This window comes from Cellulosimicrobium sp. BMG9.23, from assembly GCF_059159985.1.
Map to the genome: position 1 here is coordinate 211,070 of NZ_JBZGBZ010000004.1, position 17,516 is coordinate 228,585.

Sequence of the window (17,516 nt, forward strand, 5' to 3'; positions counted from 1 at the left end):
TGTGTGTCCGCGGCGCGGTGCATACTCCCCGCATGGACGACCAGCTCGCTCTCCTCGGACGGCTGCAGGACGCGTTCCTCGCAGACGTGCCGGGAGCAGACCCCCGGGCACCCGTCCCGGCGTGCGGACGGTGGCGCGTGCGGAACCTCGTCGAGCACCTCGGGCGCATCCACCACTGGGCCGCGGCACAGGCGCGGCGCCGGCAGGAGACGCCGCTCGGCCGCGGCCCGTTCGACCTCGCGCCGTTCTACGCCGAGCAGGCCGCCGAGCTGCGCGAGACGCTCACGTCGCTCGACCCGCACGCGCGTGCGTGGACGCTCCTCGAGACCGACGACCCCGGCTCGACCGCGCGGTTCTGGCACCGACGGCAGGTCCACGAGACGCTCGTGCACCTGCACGACCTGCGCGCCGCGACGGGGCGAACGGTGGACGACGTCGCGCCGCACGTGTGGGCCGACACGGTCGACGAGGTGGTCACGGTCATGCAGCCGCGCCAGGTGCGCCTGGGGCGCATGGCACCCCTGGAGCGGCCCGTGACGCTGGTCGCCACCGACGCGCCCCGCACGTGGGTCCTCGGTGCCGCGGAGGGCACGCCGACCGCGGTGCGCGTCTCGGCACCCGCGCGAGAGCTCGCCCTCGTCCTCTGGGGGCGCGTCGCCCCCGACCCGGCTGCCGTCACGGGACTGACGCTGGACGGCGACGCCACAGCGCTCGACGCCGCCCTCGCCGAGCGCATCACCCCGTGAGCCCGGTGATCCCCGGGAGCCCTGCGCCTGACGCCCCCGGTCCGGGAAGCGTCCGCTGACGCGACCATACCGGTTGCTGCCGGTTGCTGCCGGTTGCTGCCGGTGGCTGCCGGTGGCCCCGCGTGTAGGGTGCCGCGCGTGGCACGCAACCGATGGCTGGGACTGCTCACCGACGCGGCGCGCTCCGTCGTGCGCGGGATCTCGCGTCCGTCCGGGAGGTCCGGCACCACCGGGACCCGTGGACCCCGGCCCGCACCGCGACCGGCGCCCCCGCGCTCGTCGGGCCCGACGCCGCGGGGCCCGGCGCGCCCGGCAGCCCGTCCAGGTGGGGCGTACCCCGGCGACTACACGGGGGCGGTGCGCGCGGCGTACGCACCCCGGCTCGACGGCGCTCCGGACCCGGGCGAGATCGTCTGGACCTGGGTCCCTTACGAGGAGGACCACGCCCAGGGCAAGGACCGCCCGGTGCTGCTCGTCGGTAGGGACGGACGCTGGCTGCTCGGGGTGATGCTCACGAGCAAGGACCACTCGCGCGACGCGCGCGACGAGGCACGGTGGGGCCGGCACTGGCTCGACATCGGCTCCGGGCCGTGGGACGCGAAGGGACGGGACAGCGAGGTGCGGCTGGACCGCGTGCTGCGCGTCGACCCCGACGTGGTGCGACGTGAGGGGGCCGTCGTCGGGCGTGCCGTCTTCGACCGTGTCGTGGCGGGCGTCGCGGCCCACCGCTGACAGCGACTGGACGACTCCGGCCGACTGGATCGAGAGGGGTCCGGGCTGGTAGTCTCGTTGGTCGCGTGTCCGCCCAGGTCGGCGGGCACCGCTCCAGCACCTCTCCACGGGTTCCCCACCCCAGTCCCGGAGCTGGAGCCGCCCTCTACGACCTATCCGCTCGCTTCGGCGAACACACCAGAAAGCTCACACGTGGCCAACATCAAGTCCCAGATCAAGCGCATCCGCACGAACGAGAAGGCTCGCCTGCGCAACAAGGCGGTCAAGTCCGAGCTCAAGACGTACGTGCGCCGCGTGCGCGAGGCCGTCGCCGCCGGCGACAAGGACGCGGCGAGCACCGCGCTCCAGGCTGCCTCGCGCAAGCTCGACAAGGCCGTCTCGAAGGGCGTCATCCACGCGAACCAGGCCGCGAACCGCAAGTCGGCCATCGCGAAGACGGTCAACGCGCTCTGAACGACGCGTCGCCCCTGAGGCGACCACAGGCTCTCCACGAGGGGCGCCGACCCGGACGGGTCGGCGCCCCTCGGCGGCTCAGCGCCCGCGCGAGCCCGCGATCGTCAGGACGGCCCGCTCGACGGCGAACACGGGGTCACGCCCCGCGCCCTTGACCTCGGCGTCGGCCTGGGCCACGGCGCTGATCGCCGTGGCGAGCCCCTCGGGCGACCATCCGGCGAGCTCGCGCTTCGCGCGGTCGACCTGCCAGGGCGCCATGCCCAGCTCCTTCGCGGACGCGCCGCCCCGGCCGCGCATCGCACCGACCTTCGCGAGCGCGCGGAGCTTCATCGCGAGCGCTGCCACGAGCGGCACCGGGTCTGCGCCCGTCGCGAGCGCGTGCCGCAGCAGGGCGACGGCCTCCCCCGCGTGACCGGCGACGGCGGCGTCGGCGACGCGGAAGCCCGTCGCCTCGACGCGCCCGCCGTAGTAGCGGTCGACCACCTGCTCCGTGACGGTGCCGTCGGTGTCGGTGATCAGCTGGGAGCAGGCTGCCGCGAGCTCGCGCAGGTCGTTGCCGAGCGCCTCGACCAGGGCGCGGACACCCGTTCCGTCGATGCGCCGACGAGCACGACGGAACTCCGCGGTGACGAACGTGGCCTTGTCAGCGTCCTTCTTGATCGCCTCGACCGCGACGACGGGCGCGCCGCTCGCCCGGATCGCGTCGAGCATGCGCTTGCCGCGCACGCCGCCACCGTGCACGACGACGACCGTCGTCGCCGGGTCCGCGACCGGCACGTACGCGACCACGTCGGTGACGAGCGCGTCGGTCGCGCCCTCCGCCCCGCGCACGACGACGATCTTCGCCTCGCCGAACAGCGACGGGCTCGCCGCCACCGTGAGCATCCCCGGCTGGTACGTCGCGGCCTCCAGCTCGACCTTCTCGACCTCGGGGTCGCGCTCGCGCGCGAGGTCGATCACCGCGTCCACGGCACGCTCCGCGAGCAACGACTCCGGTCCCTGCACCAGCATGACCGGCGCGAGCCGGACGTCGTCCCACGCGGTCGCGGCGGACGGGCGGGCGGAGGACCGGGACGGCGCGGGCATGCGCCAAGCCTGCCACGGCCCACCCACCGGGCGAACCGGTCGCGCCGGTCGCGTCAGCCGCAACCCGCCGCGCCGAGCAGGCCGTCGCGCACGACGAGGGCGAACGTGCCGCACGTGTCCGTCCGCAGGACCGTGGAGCCGACGCCGCGGTAGAGGTCCAGCGCGTGGTCGGTCGGGTGCCCGTAGGTGTTCTCACCCGAGCTGACGAGCGCGACGGCCGGGGAGAGCTCCGCGGCGAGCCGCTCCGCCTGCGTCCGCGAGCCGTGGTGGGCCATCTTCACGACGTCGACCTCGGCGTCGCCGCGCTCGTCGAGCACTCGTGCGAGCGACTCCTGGCCGGCGTCCTCCAGGTCGCCGAGCGCCACGACGTCGACCCCCTGCACCTGGGCGAGGAGCACCACGCTCGCGTCGTTCGCCGCGCCCTCCTCCCCCGTGCCCTCCTCACCGCTGTCCTCCCCGCGGGCCGGCGACGTGCGGCCGTGCTCCGCGACGGGACCGGGACCCGCCTGGAGCACTTCCCATCGCACCCCGTCCGCCCCGCCCGCGAGCGCGGCGTCTCCGGGCCGCGCGACGTCGACGGGCACGCCGGCGGCCTCGAGGAGCCCCAGCGCGCGGTCTGCCTGCGCGACGGGATCGCGCGTCCCCGTGACGAGCGCACGCTCGACGACACGGTCCCGCAGGACCGCGTCGAGGCCCCCGACGTGGTCGGCGTGGAAGTGGCTGAGGACGAGCAGGTCGACCCGGTCGACATCGAGGTCGTCGAGGCACCGGTCGGCCGCGGCACCGGGCGGGCCGACGTCGACGACCACCGCCGACGACGGACCCGAGCGCAGCACGAGCGCGTCGCCCTGGCCGACGTCGCACGCCACGACCGCCCAGTCGGCCGGTACCCCGTCGTCGACGACCGCCAGCCCGCGCCCCACGAGCACGACGACGAGGACCACCGCGGCGATCCCGGCGAGGCCCGCGAGCAGCGCCGGGAGGGAGGCCCTGCGCACGGCACGCAGGTGCCCGCGCAGGCGGCTGCGCCACGGCCGGCGGCGGTCTCGCCGCAGCTCGCGCCGCTCCCCGGCACGTCGCAGGACCCGCGAGCGCAGGAGCACCGTGAGGCCGATCGCCGTGAGGGCCGCGAGCACGAGCAGCCCGCCCACGCCGCCGGGCCACGGCAGGCGTGCGCCCGGGAGCCCGGCGAAGACCTCCGCCACGCCCGCGATCCAGCCCGTGAAGATCCCCGCGAGGGCGGCGACGGCGGTCGCCGCCGCGGGCCAGACCGGCGCCAGGAGCGTCGCGACCACACCGAGCACCGTCGCCGGACCGAGCGCCGGCGCGGCGACCAGGTTCGCGGGCACGGAGTACACGCTCACCGACGGCTCGAGCAGCACGAGGATCGGGGCGCACGCGACCTGGGCCGCGACCGGGACGGCGAGGACGTGCGCCGCCGTGCGGCCGCACCACGGCGCGATCGTGCGTGCGAGGGGCGTCGTGCCGAGGGCGAGGCCCGCGGTCGCCGCCACGGAGAGCACGAAGCCGTAGGACCGCGCGAGCCACGGGTCGAGCACCAGGAGAACCACGACGGCTGCCCCGAGCGCCGCGACCGCCCGCGAGGGTCGACCCAGCAGGACGCCCGTCAGCCCGACGACGCCCATCCCGGCCGCGCGCAGCACGCTCGGCTCCGGATGGACGAGCACGACGAACCCGGCCATCGCGGCGCCCGTGACGAGCACGCGGACCGTGCGCGACGCGCGCAGCGCGACGCAGAGCGCGGCGACGCACGCGACGATGATCGCGAAGTGGCCGCCCGACACCGCGGTGACGTGCGTGAGGGACGTCGTGCGCATCGCCTCGTCGAGCTCCGGGTCGAGGCGCGACGTGTCCCCGACCGCGACGCCGGGCACCAGGCCGCGCGCCTGCGGGGAGAGCCCTGCGGTGGCGTCGAGAAGTCCCTGCCGCATCGAGTGCACCGCACGCAGTGGTGGCGAGGCCGGTTCGAGCACGTGCGGAGCCTCGTCGACACGGAGGAACGTGCGGTCGCCGTCGACGGACAGCGTGCCCACGGCCTCGACCGTCGCCCCGTAGGCGAGGCCGTCCCACGCGCCGCCGCCACCTGCCACGACGAGCGGGCCCGACGCGGGGGTCGTGACGCCGCGCGCCGTCAGACGGACCGCCTCGACCCGGACCTCGCGACGGTCCTCCTGCCCCGTCCACGGGTTCGCCCGCGGGACGACGGCCGAGCGCACGGTCGCCGTGACGCGCGCCGTGGCACCGTCGCGCGCGAGGTCGGGGAGCCCCGACCCGGCGCGCTCGACCACCTGGGCACCGCACGAGAGGAGCACCGCCGTCACGCACGCGAGGACGAGCACCGCCTGCCCCACGATCCCGCCACGACGGCCCGGCTCGCGCGTCGGCCCGTCCGGTCTCGTCGTTCGTCGCTCGGTCGCGGCGCCGAGCTCGGTCGCGGCGCCGACACGGCGTGTGCCGTTCGACAGCCTCGCCGTCCTCCTGGCCGCGACGGCGCGGCCGAGGACCGCGAGGCACATCAGACCGAGGGCCGCCGCCCCGAGCGCCGCCGCTCCCAGGACAGCACCGGGCGCTCCTCCGACGCCGACCGCGGCCGCGGTCCACGCCGCGAGCGCCGCCGGGGCGAGCCGCAGGTCCGTCACACGCGGACGAGATCGCGCAGGTCGGTGAGGATCGCGGGCCCGATGCCCTTGACCTCCCCGAGCTCGTCGACCGACGTGAAGCGGCCGTTGGCGTCGCGCCACGCCACGATGCGCTCCGCGAGCACCGGGCCGATGCCCGGGAGGCCGTCGAGCGCCGCCGCGTCGGCGGTGTTGAGGTCGACGGGCACCGCCGGTGCCGTCCCGGCGGTCGACCCGCCCACGGTCGACCCGGCCACGGTCGACCCGGCGGTGGAGGGCGCGGCGGCGACCGCTTCGCCGGGGCGGGGCACGACGATCTGCTCGCCGTCCACGACGGTCCGGGCGAGGTTGAGGGCGGTGAGATCGGCGTCAGGCGCCGCCCCGCCCGCCGCCGTGAGTGCGTCCGCGACCCGTGCGCCCGCAGGAACGCTCACGAGGCCCGGCGTCGCGACCTGTCCCACGACGTGCACGACGACGGCCGTCCCGCTCCCGGCCGAGGGGTCCTCGGCGGACGACGTGCCCGCGCCCGTCATGTCGTCGTGCGCGCCACCGGCGTGGTCCGTCGTCGCCGTGTCGTCCGTCGTCGCCGTGTCGCCCGTCGTCGCCGCCGGGCCGGCCTCGCCCGAGGGCTCACCGGCATCCTGCACCGGAGCGTCCTCCACCGGGGCGAGCGCGGCCACCGGCTCGGGTCGCAGGGTGAGCGCCGCCGTCACCCCGCCGAGGACGAGGACGAGCAAGGAACCCGCGACGGCGACGCGCACCGAAACCCCGGCCCGCACCCGCCGGGTCCCGCGCTCCCCGGCCTCGTCGGGCGTGTCGAGCGCGGCGAAGCCCGAGTGCGTCGTCGGGTGGCCGTGCGCCGCGGCGTACGCGTGCGCGACGGTCGTGGCGGCCCGCCGCCGCGCGCGCAAACCGAGCGCTTCCGCCGCCGTGCTGTCCTCGGCCTCCGTGGCGGCGGCACGATCGGGCCACGGGTCGTCCTCCCTCCCGGCAGGGCCAGGGCGAACCGGGAGCCACCCGTCCGGCGCGGGCTCCGTCGCGACGCGATGCTCCGGCTCCGGCTCCGGCTCCGGGCCCGGGACCGGGACCACCTCGACCGCCTCGGTCGCCGGGTGCCAGGCGAGCGCCGGCCGGGTCCCGCCGGCGACCGCTCGCAGCCGCTGTCGCACGACGACGTCGCTGCGGCGCGGGGCCCGGGCGACCGACGACCGGGACGGGAGAGGCTGCGGGGCGTGGCGAGGCGTGGTCATGCCCGCACGGTATGGACCATCCACGGGGGCACGGGGCTCGCCGGACGACGCCTGTGGACGGGACTGCGCGACGTCGGGCCTGTGCACGGCCCGGGCGCCCGGAAGCCGGGACGCGCGGCCGGCAACCTAGGGCGCGAGGTCCGCGACGACGACCGCCAGGACGCCCGGGCCGACGTGAGCCCCGAGGACGGCGCTCACCGGCGTCACCGTGACGTCGAGCCCTGTCCGCGCCGTGAGCTCGGACGCGAGGCGCCGGGCGCCGTCGTCGTCTCCCACGTGGTGCACCGCGAGCACGGGGGCGTGGCGACGGCCCGCCGACTCCACGGCGACGGTCGTCAGGCGTTCGACGGCGGCCGCCTTCGTCCGGACCTTCTGGACGACCTCGATCCGTCCGTCCCGCACCGCGAGCAGCGGTCGCACGCCGAGGACCGTGCCGAGCGCCGCCGAGGCCGCGCTCAGGCGGCCCCCGCGCCGCAGGTGGTCGAGCGAGTCGACGAGGAAGACGGCGCGGCTCGTGTCGGCGACCGCAAGAGCCCGGCGCGCGACGGTGTCGACGTCCGCGCCCTCGAGTCCCACCTCCGCCGCCGCCCTCGCGGCGAAGCCGAGCCCCATCGCCACCGTCCGCGAGTCGACGACCCGCACCGGAACCGGGGCGTCTGCCGCCGCGAGGGCCGCGGCGTGGACGGTCCCCGAGAGCTCGCCCGACAGGTGGACGGACACGATCGCGCGGGCGCCGGCGTCGACCGCCGCGGCGTAGGCGTCGGCGAACGCGCGCGGCGAGGGCTGCGACGTCGTGACGCGGCGTCCTTCGCCGAGGCGCGCGGCGACGTCGTCGGCGGTGATGTCCACGCCCTCGAGGGACGACTCGTCGTCGACCACGACGTGCAGCGGCACCGAGCGCAGGCGCGGCGAGCCGTCGCTCGGCAGGGACGCCGTCGAGTCGGTGACGACGTGGACGTGGTGGTCGTGGGTCATGGCCGCGCCACCCTACGGCGTCGGGCGGGCCGCCCGCATCCTCGGCCCGGCTGCGGTGCGCCGCCGCCGAACCTACGATCCGAGCATGCCCGACGACGCCGCCCGGACCGACCAGGAGCTCGCCGCCCTGCGCGCGGCCGCCGCGCAGGCGGCCGCAGAGGCCGCCGAGGCGCGCGCCGCCGCGGCCCAGGCCGCGCTGGAGGCGGCCGAGGCCGCCCGGGGCACGCCCGGCCCCGAGGCACCGGCGACCGAGGGCGGCGCGCCGGCACCGGCGCCGCCGACCGCGCACGCCGCGACGGAGGGACGCGCACCGGCGACGGCCGGGGACGAGGAGGCTGCGACGTCGGGCGCGAGCACGCTCGGCGGCTACGCCGCAGAGGTGGCCGCGGGGTACGCGTCCGAGGGCGGCACGCTGCCGCTCGGGGCGCTCCTCGAGGGTGAGCCCGGTGGCGACCCCGTGCCGCGCGCGGACGTCCAGGTCGGGTTCGCGCTCGGCATGCTCAACCGGCACGGACTCGTCGCGGGCGCGACCGGCACCGGGAAGACGAAGACGCTCCAGGGGATGGCCGAAGGGCTCTCCGCGGCGGGCGTCCCGGTGTTCCTCGCGGACATCAAGGGCGACCTGTCGGGCCTGACGCGGCCCGGTGCGTCGAACGAGAAGATCGTGGAGCGGTCGCGCTCGATCGGGCAGGACTGGGCGCCCACCGCGTTCCCCGTCGAGCTGTACACGCTCGGCGGGCTGGGGACTGGCGTGCCGATCCGGACCACGGTCACCGACTTCGGACCGCTCCTGCTGTCGAAGGTGCTCGGGCTCAACGAGACCCAGGAGTCCAGCCTCGGGCTCGTGTTCCACTGGGCCGACGCGCAGGGGCTGGCGCTGTTCGACCTCAAGGACCTGCAGTCCACCATCACGTACCTCACGTCGGACGAGGGCAGGGTCGAGCTCAAGGCCATCGGTGGCGTCTCTGCCGCGACCGCCGGCGTGATCCTGCGGGAGATCGTCGCGCTCCAGGCGCAGGGCGCGGACGTGTTCTTCGGCGAGCCGGCGTTCGCGACGTCGGACCTGCTGCGGGTGGGACCGGACGGACGAGGCGTGATCTCGGCGCTCGAGCTTCCTGCCGTCCAGGACCGGCCCGCGCTCTTCTCGACCTTCCTCATGTGGCTGCTCGCCGACCTGTTCCAGGAGCTGCCGGAGGTCGGCGACGCCGACAGGCCACGGCTCGTGTTCTTCTTCGACGAGGCGCACCTGCTGTTCACGGGCGCGTCGAAGGAGTTCCTCCAGCAGGTCGTGCAGACCGTCCGGCTGATCCGGTCCAAGGGCGTCGGCGTGTTCTTCGTGACGCAGAGCCCCAAGGACGTCCCCGCCGACGTGCTCGCCCAGCTCGGCAACCGCGTGCAGCACGCGCTGCGCGCGTTCACGCCCGACGACGCGGCGGCCCTGCGCGCCGCCGCCCGGACCTTCCCCCACTCGCCGTACGACCTCGAGCGCCTCCTGCAGTCGCTCGGCACCGGCGAGGCCGTGGTCACCGTGCTCAGCGAGAACGGCGCGCCGACGCCGGTCGCGTGGACGCGGGTCCGGGCGCCGCAGTCCTCGATGGACCCGGCGCCGTCGGACGTGCTCGAGGCGGTCGTCGCCGCGTCACCTGCGCAGGCGCGCTACGGGGTGCCGGTCGACGCCGAGTCCGCGTTCGAGCTGCTGCAGCTGCGCGTCCAGGAGCAGGCGGCGGCGCGCGCCGCCGAGGAGGCGGCCGAGGTCGAGGCGGCGACGCAGGAGAAGGTCGCGAAACAGGCGGCGAAGGAGGCCGAGCGCACGGCGCGCACGGAACAGGCGGAGCTCGAGAAGATGCGCGCAAAGCTCGAGCGCGACGCCGAGAAGGCCCGCTCGGGCACGGGCGGGACGGGTTCCGGCGGGTCAGAGGGCCGGTCGGGCGGGTCAGAGGGCCGGTCGGGCGGGTCGCGTGCGTCGAACCCGCTGGACGCGTTCCTGCGCTCGGCGGGCACGCAGCTCGGCCGTGAGCTCACGCGCACGATCTTCGGCACCCGCCGCCGCTGACCGTCTGCTGAGTGCTGGGTATTTGTCGTTCCGACCGACTCCTGACGACAAATACCCAGCACTCAGCGACGGTTGTCCACAGTTCTCGGCATTCGGGCCCGCAGACGTCTGCGAGTCACCATCCTCGGCGCATGGACTCCAGGATCCTCACCACGTCCGAAGCGTTGGCCCAGGGGGTGTCGCCCGGCATCCTGCGTGGGCCGTCGATGCTCGCTCCGACGTCGGGAGTCCGGATCGACGACGTCGGCGCCACCCTCGTGGACCGTTGCCAGGCGATCGCGCGCAAGCTCGACGGGACCACCGCGTTCGCGCGGACGACGGCGCTCCGGCTTCTCGGTGTCGAGGTGCCGTGGCAGCTCGAGCACGACGACCGGATCCATGTGGTGGTGCCGCGTCGCGGTGCTCGACCGCAGCGGGCCGCCGTGACATCGCACTTCTGCGGGCAGGAACGTCTCGACGTCGTCCACGTCGACGGGCTGCGCGTCACGTCCCCAGCGCAGACGTGGCTCCATCTCGCCCACGCGCTCCCACCCGACGCCGTCGTCGTGCTCGGGGACGCGATGATGCGGCGCACGAATCCCCGGACCACGGTGCACGACCTGCGTCGCCTCATGGAGCGGACGTACAAGATGCGAGGGCTGACGAGATGCCGCCTCGCGATCGACCTGCTGCGGCCAGGCACCGACTCGAGCATGGAGACGAGGGCACGGCTGCTCCTCGTCCAGGCCGGTCTGCCGTGCCCGCAGGTCAACCGGCCCGCCCTCGACGCCTCTGGGCGGTTCCTCGCCCTCCCCGACCTCTCGTACCCCGAGCTCCGCATCGCGATCGAGTACGACGGCGACATCCACCGCACCGACCCGGCGACATGGCGGCGCGACGTGGAGCGGCGGCAGCGGCTGGAGGACGCGGGCTGGATCATCATCACGGCGACCGCCGACGACGTGATCCGCCACCCAGAACGTCTGGTGAGCCGGGTGCGAGCGGCGAGGGCACGCCGTCGTCTCCTGGCCTGAGAGCGCTGAGTGCTGGGTATTTGTCGTCGCGATCGGCCGACGACGACAAATACCCAGCACTCAGCGAGTGGGTCAGACGACGATGTTGACCAGCTTCGGGGCGCGGACGATCACCTTGCGGACCTCGGCGCCGTCGATCGCGCGCACGACGTTCGGCTCGGCGAGCGCGGCTGCCTCCAGGTCGGCTTCGGAGATCGACGGCGGCACCTCGAGCCGGCCGCGGACCTTCCCCTTGACCTGCACGACGCACGTGACGGTGTCCTCGACGAGGTGCTGCGGGTCGGCCGTCGGGAACGGCGCGTGCGCGAGCGAGCTCTCGTGGCCCAGGCGCTCCCAGAGCTCCTCCGCGAGGTGCGGCGCGACGGGCGCCGTCATGAGCACGAGCGGTTCGACGGCCTCGCGCGGCACGCGGTCGAGCGACGTGAGGTGGTTGTTCAGCGTGATGAGCTTCGCGATCGCCGTGTTGGGGCGCATGTGCTCCATCTCGACCCGCACGTCCGCGATGGCGCGGTGGACGGCGCGCAGCGTCTCGGGCGACGCAGGCTCGTCCGAGACGGTCGTCTCCCCCGTGTCTTCACTGACGACGTTGCGCCACAGCCGCTGCAGGAAACGCTGCGACCCGACGACGGCGCGCGTCTCCCACGGGCGCGACAGGTCGAGCGGACCCATCGACATCTCGTAGACGCGGAAGGTGTCGGCGCCGTACTCGGCGTACATGTCGTCGGGCGTGACGACGTTCTTCAGCGACTTGCCCATCTTGCCGTACTCGCGCTGCACGACCTCGCCGTTCCAGCGGTACACGACCTCGCCCGAGCCGTCCGACGCGGGCTCCTCCATGACCTCGGCGGCGGGCACGTACTGGCCGCGGGCGTCGGTGAACGCGTACGCCTGGACGTAGCCCTGGTTGAAGAGCTGGTGGAACGGCTCGATGCTCGACACGTGCCCCAGGTCGTAGAGGACCTTGTGCCAGAACCGTGCGTAGAGCAGGTGCAGCACCGCGTGCTCCACGCCGCCGACGTACAGGTCGACGCCGCCCGCGCGCCCGGCGGTCGGGTTGTGCTCCGGACCCATCCAGTAGCGCTCGAGCTCGGGGTCGACCACGGTGGGCCCGTCAGCGCCGGTCGCGGCACCGTCGGTCGCCGCACCGCCGTCCTCCGACCCGCCCGCTGTCGAACCGGTCCACGTCGGGTCGAGGTAGCGCAGGTAGTACCAGCACGACCCCGCCCAGTTGGGCATGGTGTTGGTGTCGCGGCGGTACTGCTGCGGCCCGTCGCCCAGGTCGAGCGTGACGTTCACCCACTCGTCGTTGCGACCGAGCGGCGCCTCGGGCGAGGACCCGGCGTCGTCGGGCTCGAACGTGCGCGGCGCGTAGTCGGGCACGTCGGGCAGGTCGACGGGCAGCATCGCGTCCGGGATCGCGACCGGCTGGTCGTTCGAGTCCCACACGATGGGGAACGGCTCGCCCCAGTAGCGCTGGCGGCTGAACAGCCAGTCGCGCAGGCGGTAGGTCGTGGTGCCCTCGCCGAGTCCCTTCGCGACGAGCCACTCGGTGATCGTCCGCTTGGCGGCCAGCACGTCGAGCCCGTCGAGCGACACCTCGTCGTTGGACGACGCCACGATCTCGCCGTCGCCCGTCCACGCGCCCGTGAAGTCCTCGGGGAACCCCTCGGCGGGTCGGACGGTGTGCACGACCGGCAGCCCGAACGCCTCCGCGAACGCGAAGTCGCGCTCGTCGCCCCCGGGGACGGCCATGATCGCGCCGGTGCCGTAACCCATGAGGACGTAGTCGGCGGTGAAGACGGGGATCGTCGCACCGTTGACCGGGTTGACCGCGAGGTGGCCCGTGAAGACGCCGGTCTTCTTCCCCGCGTCGGCCTGACGCTCGACGGCGGTCTTCGCCGCGGCCTCGCGCCGGTAGGCGGCGACGGCCTCGACCGGCGAGCGGTGCCCGCCCGTCCACGCCGACGACGTCCCGTCCGGCCAGTGCGCAGGGACCTCGTCGAGCAGCGGGTGCTCGGGCGAGACCACCATGAACGTTGCGCCGAACAGCGTGTCCGGGCGCGTCGTGAAGACCTCGACCTGCGTCCCCGACTCCGCGGCGGCGTCGTTGGCGCCGTCCGCGCTGCCGAGCACCGCGAAGCGCACCAGAGCGCCCTCGCTGCGACCGATCCAGTTGCGCTGCATCGCCGTGACCTTTTCGGGCCAGTCGATGAGATCCAGGTCGTCTGCCAGGCGGTCCGCGTACGCCGTGATGCGCATCTTCCACTGGCGCAGGCTGCGCTGGAAGACCGGGAAGTTGCCGCGCTCCGAGCGGCCGTCCGAGGTGACTTCCTCGTTCGCGAGCACGGTCCCGAGTCCGGGGGCCCAGTTCACCGGCGACTCGTCGACGTACGCGAGGCGCTGCGGGTCGATCACCGCGCGGCGCTGCACGTCCGACAGGGACGCCCAGTCCGCGCCCTCCTCGACGCCGTCGACGCCACCGGGCACGGGGCGAGACCCGGCCGCGTACTCGGCCTCGAGCTCGGCGATCGGCCGTGCGCGACCCTTCCGACCGGTGACCCCGTCGACCGGCTCCGCGTCCGGGTCGTACCAGGAGTCGAAGATCTGCAGGAAGATCCACTGCGTCCAGCGCACGTACTCGGGGTCGATCGTCGCGAACGAGCGACGCGAGTCGTGCGCGAGGCCCAGGCGGCGCAGCTGACGGCGCATGTTGAGGATGTTGGCCTCGGTCGTCGTGCGCGGGTGCTGGCCCGTCTGCACCGCGTACTGCTCGGCGGGCAGGCCGAACGCGTCGTAGCCCAGAGCATGCAGCACGTTGTCGCCGCACATGCGCCGGAAGCGCCCGACGACGTCGGTCGCGATGTACCCGAGGGGGTGCCCGACGTGCAGCCCCGCCCCCGACGGGTACGGGAACATGTCCATGATGAAGTACGGGCTCCCGCCGTCGGGGGCGTTCCCCTCGCCGTCGGTGAGGTCACCCGTCGGGTTCGCGGCGAAGAACGTGCCGCGCTGCTCCCACAGCTCCTGCCACTTGAGCTCGATCTGCTCCGCGAGCGCCGGGGTGTACCGGAAGGCGGGCTGGCCGGAGGCGTGCGTGATCTCGGTGGTGTCAGGGGTGGTCACGCGGCCGATTCTACCGACCGCCCGCGTGCCCGACGGCGGTCCCCCGACCGGCTGCACCGTGGCAGGATGTGCGCGTGATCGTGGTGACGACCAACGAGGTCCCCGGGTACCGCATCGACGCCGTCCTCGGCGAGGTGATGGGATTGACCGTGCGCAGCGCCAACATCGGCGCCAACTTCGTCGCGGGGTTCCGCGCGATCGGCGGCGGAGAGGTCAAGGAGTACACGCAGCTCGTGTACGAGTCGCGCCAGGAGGTCATGCACCGCATGGTCCAGGAGGCGCAGCGGCGCGGCGGGAACGCCGTCGTCGGCATGCGGTTCGACACGGGCGAGATCGCGCAGTCGTTCTCCGAGGTGTGCGCGTACGGGACGGCCGTCGTCGTCTCGCCGATCCCAGCGGGCCAGCCCGGCGCGACGTCGCAGTCCGCGCACCAGGCGTCGGCCGCACCGGCCCCCGCGTACGGCAGCCAGGGCGGGCCGCAGGACAGCGCCCCGGACCAGCCGGCCTGGCGCTGAGGACCGCTCAGAAGCTCGTGAGGATGTACTGGCCCATGACCAGGAAGACCCACGCGACGAGCGCCACGTAGCCGATCGCGAGGAACAGGTGCCGGTTGCCGACGATCGTCCGGCGCACGCCGTCGCTCGCGGGCAGGAAGCCCTCCTGCACCGCGTGGACCACCTGGTACCAGAACAGCGGCAGGACGACGGCCCACACGACCATGCACCACGGGCACAGGCGCACGAGGGAGTACAGGCTCGTCCAGACGAGGAAGACGATGAACGCGAGCGCGAGCGTCGTCACGGCGAGGAGCGACAGCCAGTACCAGCGCGGGAGTCGTGCCCCCGCCAGGACGACGACGCCGGTCGTGATGACGACCGAGAAGCCCGCGATCCCGAGCAACGGGTTCGGGAACCCGAGGAGCGACCCCTGCCAGGACCCCATGGCCGGGCCGCAGTCCACGAACACGCTGAGCGTGCAGGACAGGGCGTGGTCGGGGTCGATCAGCGTCAGGTAGCGCTCGACGGTCAGGTCGGCGGAGGCGAAGAAGCCGATCGCCCCCAGGACGACGAGCAACCAGCCGATCGTGCGCGCGCTCATCGGGCGCGGTCCGTCGGGCTGCAGCCGCTCGAGCTCGTCGGGGCCGGACTCGTCCGTCGCGTCGACAGGGGCGCTCTTGCTCACGGGGACGCTCCTCGTGGGTCGCCGGCTCGCGCCGGACCGTCGTGGTCGCGCCGACGGCGCGGTGCGCACAACCTATCGCGACTCGCTGGGACGCGGCTGTGAGCTCCGAGGGACAACCGCGGTCCGCCGACGGAGAGCCTGGGCCCGCCTCGCGACACCACGGTTCTACCTCGCGCTGCCCAGGTTCTCGCTCGGCGTGGTGACCTGGTCCACGGCGGGTGACCGGGCGTCGTCGGGCAGGGTGGCGACGACGACGCCAGCCGGGCGGCGACCGAACGCCAGGATGATCGCGAGGCCGGCGAGCGTGAGCGCCACGCCCGTCCACGCGGGAGCGAGGTAGCCCCAGCCGGCCGCGATGACGAGCCCGCCGAGGAACGCGCCGTTGGCGTTGCCGACGTTGAGCGCGGAGTGGCACAGCGCCGCACCGAGCGACGGGGCGGACGGCGAGAGGTCCATGAGGCGCGTCTGGAGCGAGAGACCGAGCACCTGCGAGGTGACGCCGAGCAGGAAGAGCGCGAGCACCGCCGGGACGGGATGCTCGCCGGTGAGCGCGAAGAGCACGAGCGCGGCCGCGGTCGACACGAACCCGAGATAGACGGTGCGCATCACCGAACGGTCGGCGAGCCTGCCGCCGACCAGCGTGCCGACCGTCATCCCGACGCCGAAGACCGCGAGGACGACCGGGACCGCCCCCGTCGCGAGACCCGTCACCCGGGTGATCGTCGGCTCGACGTACGAGTAGACGGCGAACATGCCGCCGAACCCGATCGACGCGGCGACGAAGCCGATCCACAGCGGTGCGTTGCGCAGCGCGGCGAGCTCGCGGCGCGCGCTCGACGCCTCGTGCCCCGCGCCGGCGGGGACGAGCCGCCAGAGCGCTCCGAGCGTGGCCAGGCCCAGGACGCCCACCAGGACGAACGCGGCGCGCCACCCGAGCTGCTGCCCGACGTAGGTCGACAGCGGCACGCCGACGACGTTCGCGACGGTGAGGCCCGTCATCATCATCGCGACCGCGTGGCCCCGCCGCCCCGGGCCCACGACCGCCGCCCCGACGGCCGCCCCCACGCCGAAGAACGCGCCGTGAGGCATCCCGGCGAGGAACCGCCCCGCGACGAGCGTCTCGATGCTGCCCGCGGTCGCGGACAGCACGTTCGCGACGGCGTAGAAGCCCATGAGCGCGAGGAGCAGCGTCTTGCGCGGCATGCGGGCCGCGAGGACCGTGAGCAGCGGCGCCCCGACGACGACGCCGACTGCGTACGCCGTGATCGCGTGCCCTGCGGTGGGGATCGACACGTCGAGGTCGGTCGCGATGTCGGAGAGCAGGCCCATCGTGGCGAACTCGGTGGTGCCGATGGTGAAGCCGCCCAGGGCGAGCGCGAGGAGCGCGGGCCCGGTCCGCGATGCGGTCATGGTTCTCCCGGGGTCGTCGAGGTGGTCGGGTGGATGCGGTCGGGTAGGGCGGTCGAATCGATTCGATCGCTGTCGGCGACATCGACGACGAGGAGGGTGGTGAGGTGGTCAGTCTAGGCGGAGACGGCCGTCTCGCGCACGACCCACACGTGCCCGGCCGCGCGCAGACCGAGCTGCGACGGCGCCGTCGAACCGGCGCCCGCACCCGCACCCGCACCCGACCAGGCGAGCGTCAGCGTGCCCGCGTACTCGCGGCGCTCGGTGACCGCGACGCGCGTGTCCAGCCCGACACCCAGCTCGGCGAGGTAGCGCAGGACGTCCGGGTCGGCGTCGGAGATCCGCACGACGACGCCCTCGTCCCCCGCGACGAGATCCCCGAGCGGCACGGCGGGCGGGCGCACGACCACGCCGTCGGCGCTCGGGATCGGGTCGCCGTGCGGGTCCCGCGTGGGCCGGCCGAGACGGGCGTCGATGCGCTCGACGAGGAGGTCCGAGACGGCGTGCTCGAGCACCTCGGCCTCGTCGTGGACCTCGTCCCACCCGTACCCGAGCTCCGAGACGAGGTAGGTCTCGAGCAGCCGGTGCCGGCGCACCATCGCGAGCGCGAGCAGCCGCCCCCGCTCGGTGAGGGCGATCGCCCCGTACGGCGCGTGCTCGAGCAGCCCTTGGGCGCTCAGGCGCCGCACGGTCTCCGAGACGGTCGACGCCCCGACGCCCATCCGCTCGGCGAGGAGCTTGGTGGTGACGCGCTCGTCGGACCACTCCTGGGCGGACCAGACGACCTTGAGATAGTCCTGGGCCACGGGTGTGAGGTCGTCGGGGCGGTCCACGCGACCACCCTAGGCCACGGCGAC

Annotated in this window: 14 protein-coding genes; 6 read left to right on the forward strand and 8 right to left on the reverse strand. The window is 74.4% G+C overall.

The window, feature by feature from the left end:
* The first annotated feature begins 32 nt into the window (after positions 1-32).
* From AC4H2G_RS07605 to rpsT, 3 genes are all read left to right on the forward strand, one after another.
* Positions 33-746, forward strand: coding sequence for a maleylpyruvate isomerase family mycothiol-dependent enzyme (locus AC4H2G_RS07605; RefSeq protein WP_494365153.1), 714 nt, complete (start codon positions 33-35; stop codon positions 744-746).
* Positions 747-884: 138 nt separating this feature from the next.
* On the forward strand, positions 885-1,478 hold the full coding sequence (locus AC4H2G_RS07610; RefSeq protein WP_494365154.1) for a type II toxin-antitoxin system PemK/MazF family toxin: 594 nt from the start codon (positions 885-887) through the stop codon (positions 1,476-1,478).
* 192 nt (positions 1,479-1,670) lie between these two features.
* On the forward strand, positions 1,671-1,931 hold the full coding sequence (gene rpsT, locus AC4H2G_RS07615; RefSeq protein ID WP_454043497.1) for a 30S ribosomal protein S20: 261 nt from the start codon (positions 1,671-1,673) through the stop codon (positions 1,929-1,931).
* 78 nt (positions 1,932-2,009) lie between these two features.
* Here the strand turns inward: rpsT and holA are convergent, their stop codons facing one another.
* The 4 genes from holA to AC4H2G_RS07635 all read right to left on the reverse strand — a co-directional run bounded on the left by holA (position 2,010) and on the right by AC4H2G_RS07635 (position 7,881).
* Positions 2,010-3,017, reverse strand: a complete 1,008-nt coding sequence (gene holA, locus AC4H2G_RS07620; protein WP_494365155.1) for a DNA polymerase III subunit delta — start codon at positions 3,015-3,017, stop codon at positions 2,010-2,012.
* A gap of 53 nt (positions 3,018-3,070) precedes the next feature.
* The gene (locus tag AC4H2G_RS07625; protein ID WP_494365156.1) at positions 3,071-5,677 is read right to left on the reverse strand and encodes a ComEC/Rec2 family competence protein; all 2,607 of its coding nucleotides are present in this window, start codon (positions 5,675-5,677) and stop codon (positions 3,071-3,073) included.
* Positions 5,674-6,906 carry a ComEA family DNA-binding protein gene (locus tag AC4H2G_RS07630; protein ID WP_494365157.1) on the reverse strand — a complete coding sequence of 411 codons (1,233 nt, stop codon included), beginning with the start codon at positions 6,904-6,906 and terminating at the stop codon, positions 5,674-5,676. The genes AC4H2G_RS07625 and AC4H2G_RS07630 overlap by 4 nt, the downstream gene beginning before the upstream one ends.
* Before the next feature lie 126 nt (positions 6,907-7,032).
* Complete coding sequence (locus AC4H2G_RS07635; protein ID WP_494365158.1) at positions 7,033-7,881, reverse strand: DegV family protein; 849 nt, start codon at positions 7,879-7,881, stop codon at positions 7,033-7,035.
* A gap of 85 nt (positions 7,882-7,966) precedes the next feature.
* Between AC4H2G_RS07635 and AC4H2G_RS07640 the strand changes: the two genes are divergently transcribed.
* On the forward strand, positions 7,967-9,934 hold the full coding sequence (locus AC4H2G_RS07640) for a helicase HerA-like domain-containing protein (protein WP_494365159.1): 1,968 nt from the start codon (positions 7,967-7,969) through the stop codon (positions 9,932-9,934).
* Between the two features lie 131 nt (positions 9,935-10,065).
* Positions 10,066-10,947 (forward strand): putative endonuclease domain-containing protein, encoded by an 882-nt coding sequence (locus AC4H2G_RS07645; protein WP_494365160.1) that lies wholly within the window; start codon positions 10,066-10,068, stop codon positions 10,945-10,947.
* A gap of 72 nt (positions 10,948-11,019) precedes the next feature.
* On the opposite strand, the gene leuS is transcribed toward AC4H2G_RS07645, so the two are convergent.
* Entirely contained in the window at positions 11,020-14,070 is a 3,051-nt protein-coding gene (gene leuS / locus AC4H2G_RS07650; RefSeq protein WP_494365161.1) for a leucine--tRNA ligase, read from the reverse strand.
* A gap of 74 nt (positions 14,071-14,144) precedes the next feature.
* Between leuS and AC4H2G_RS07655 the strand changes: the two genes are divergently transcribed.
* Positions 14,145-14,585 carry a YbjQ family protein gene (locus AC4H2G_RS07655; RefSeq protein WP_494365162.1) on the forward strand — a complete coding sequence of 147 codons (441 nt, stop codon included), beginning with the start codon at positions 14,145-14,147 and terminating at the stop codon, positions 14,583-14,585.
* 7 nt (positions 14,586-14,592) lie between these two features.
* Here the strand turns inward: AC4H2G_RS07655 and AC4H2G_RS07660 are convergent, their stop codons facing one another.
* The 3 genes from AC4H2G_RS07660 to AC4H2G_RS07670 form a co-directional block, all read right to left on the reverse strand.
* Positions 14,593-15,252 (reverse strand): vitamin K epoxide reductase family protein, encoded by a 660-nt coding sequence (locus AC4H2G_RS07660; protein WP_494365163.1) that lies wholly within the window; start codon positions 15,250-15,252, stop codon positions 14,593-14,595.
* 165 nt (positions 15,253-15,417) lie between these two features.
* Positions 15,418-16,662 (reverse strand): MFS transporter, encoded by a 1,245-nt coding sequence (locus AC4H2G_RS07665; RefSeq protein ID WP_494365164.1) that lies wholly within the window; start codon positions 16,660-16,662, stop codon positions 15,418-15,420.
* Between the two features lie 113 nt (positions 16,663-16,775).
* Entirely contained in the window at positions 16,776-17,492 is a 717-nt protein-coding gene (locus AC4H2G_RS07670; protein ID WP_494365165.1) for a metal-dependent transcriptional regulator, read from the reverse strand.
* Positions 17,493-17,516: the final 24 nt, after the last annotated feature.

Coding starts and splice junctions, on each gene's coding strand:
- AC4H2G_RS07635 (WP_494365158.1), bottom strand. CDS start 7,881: ATGACCCACGACCACCACGTCCACGTCGTCACCGACTCGACGGCGTCC.
- AC4H2G_RS07605 (WP_494365153.1), top strand. CDS start 33: ATGGACGACCAGCTCGCTCTCCTCGGACGGCTGCAGGACGCGTTCCTC.
- AC4H2G_RS07645 (WP_494365160.1), top strand. CDS start 10,066: ATGGACTCCAGGATCCTCACCACGTCCGAAGCGTTGGCCCAGGGGGTG.
- AC4H2G_RS07640 (WP_494365159.1), top strand. CDS start 7,967: ATGCCCGACGACGCCGCCCGGACCGACCAGGAGCTCGCCGCCCTGCGC.
- AC4H2G_RS07665 (WP_494365164.1), bottom strand. CDS start 16,662: ATGACCGCATCGCGGACCGGGCCCGCGCTCCTCGCGCTCGCCCTGGGC.
- AC4H2G_RS07630 (WP_494365157.1), bottom strand. CDS start 6,906: ATGACCACGCCTCGCCACGCCCCGCAGCCTCTCCCGTCCCGGTCGTCG.
- holA (WP_494365155.1), bottom strand. CDS start 3,017: ATGCCCGCGCCGTCCCGGTCCTCCGCCCGCCCGTCCGCCGCGACCGCG.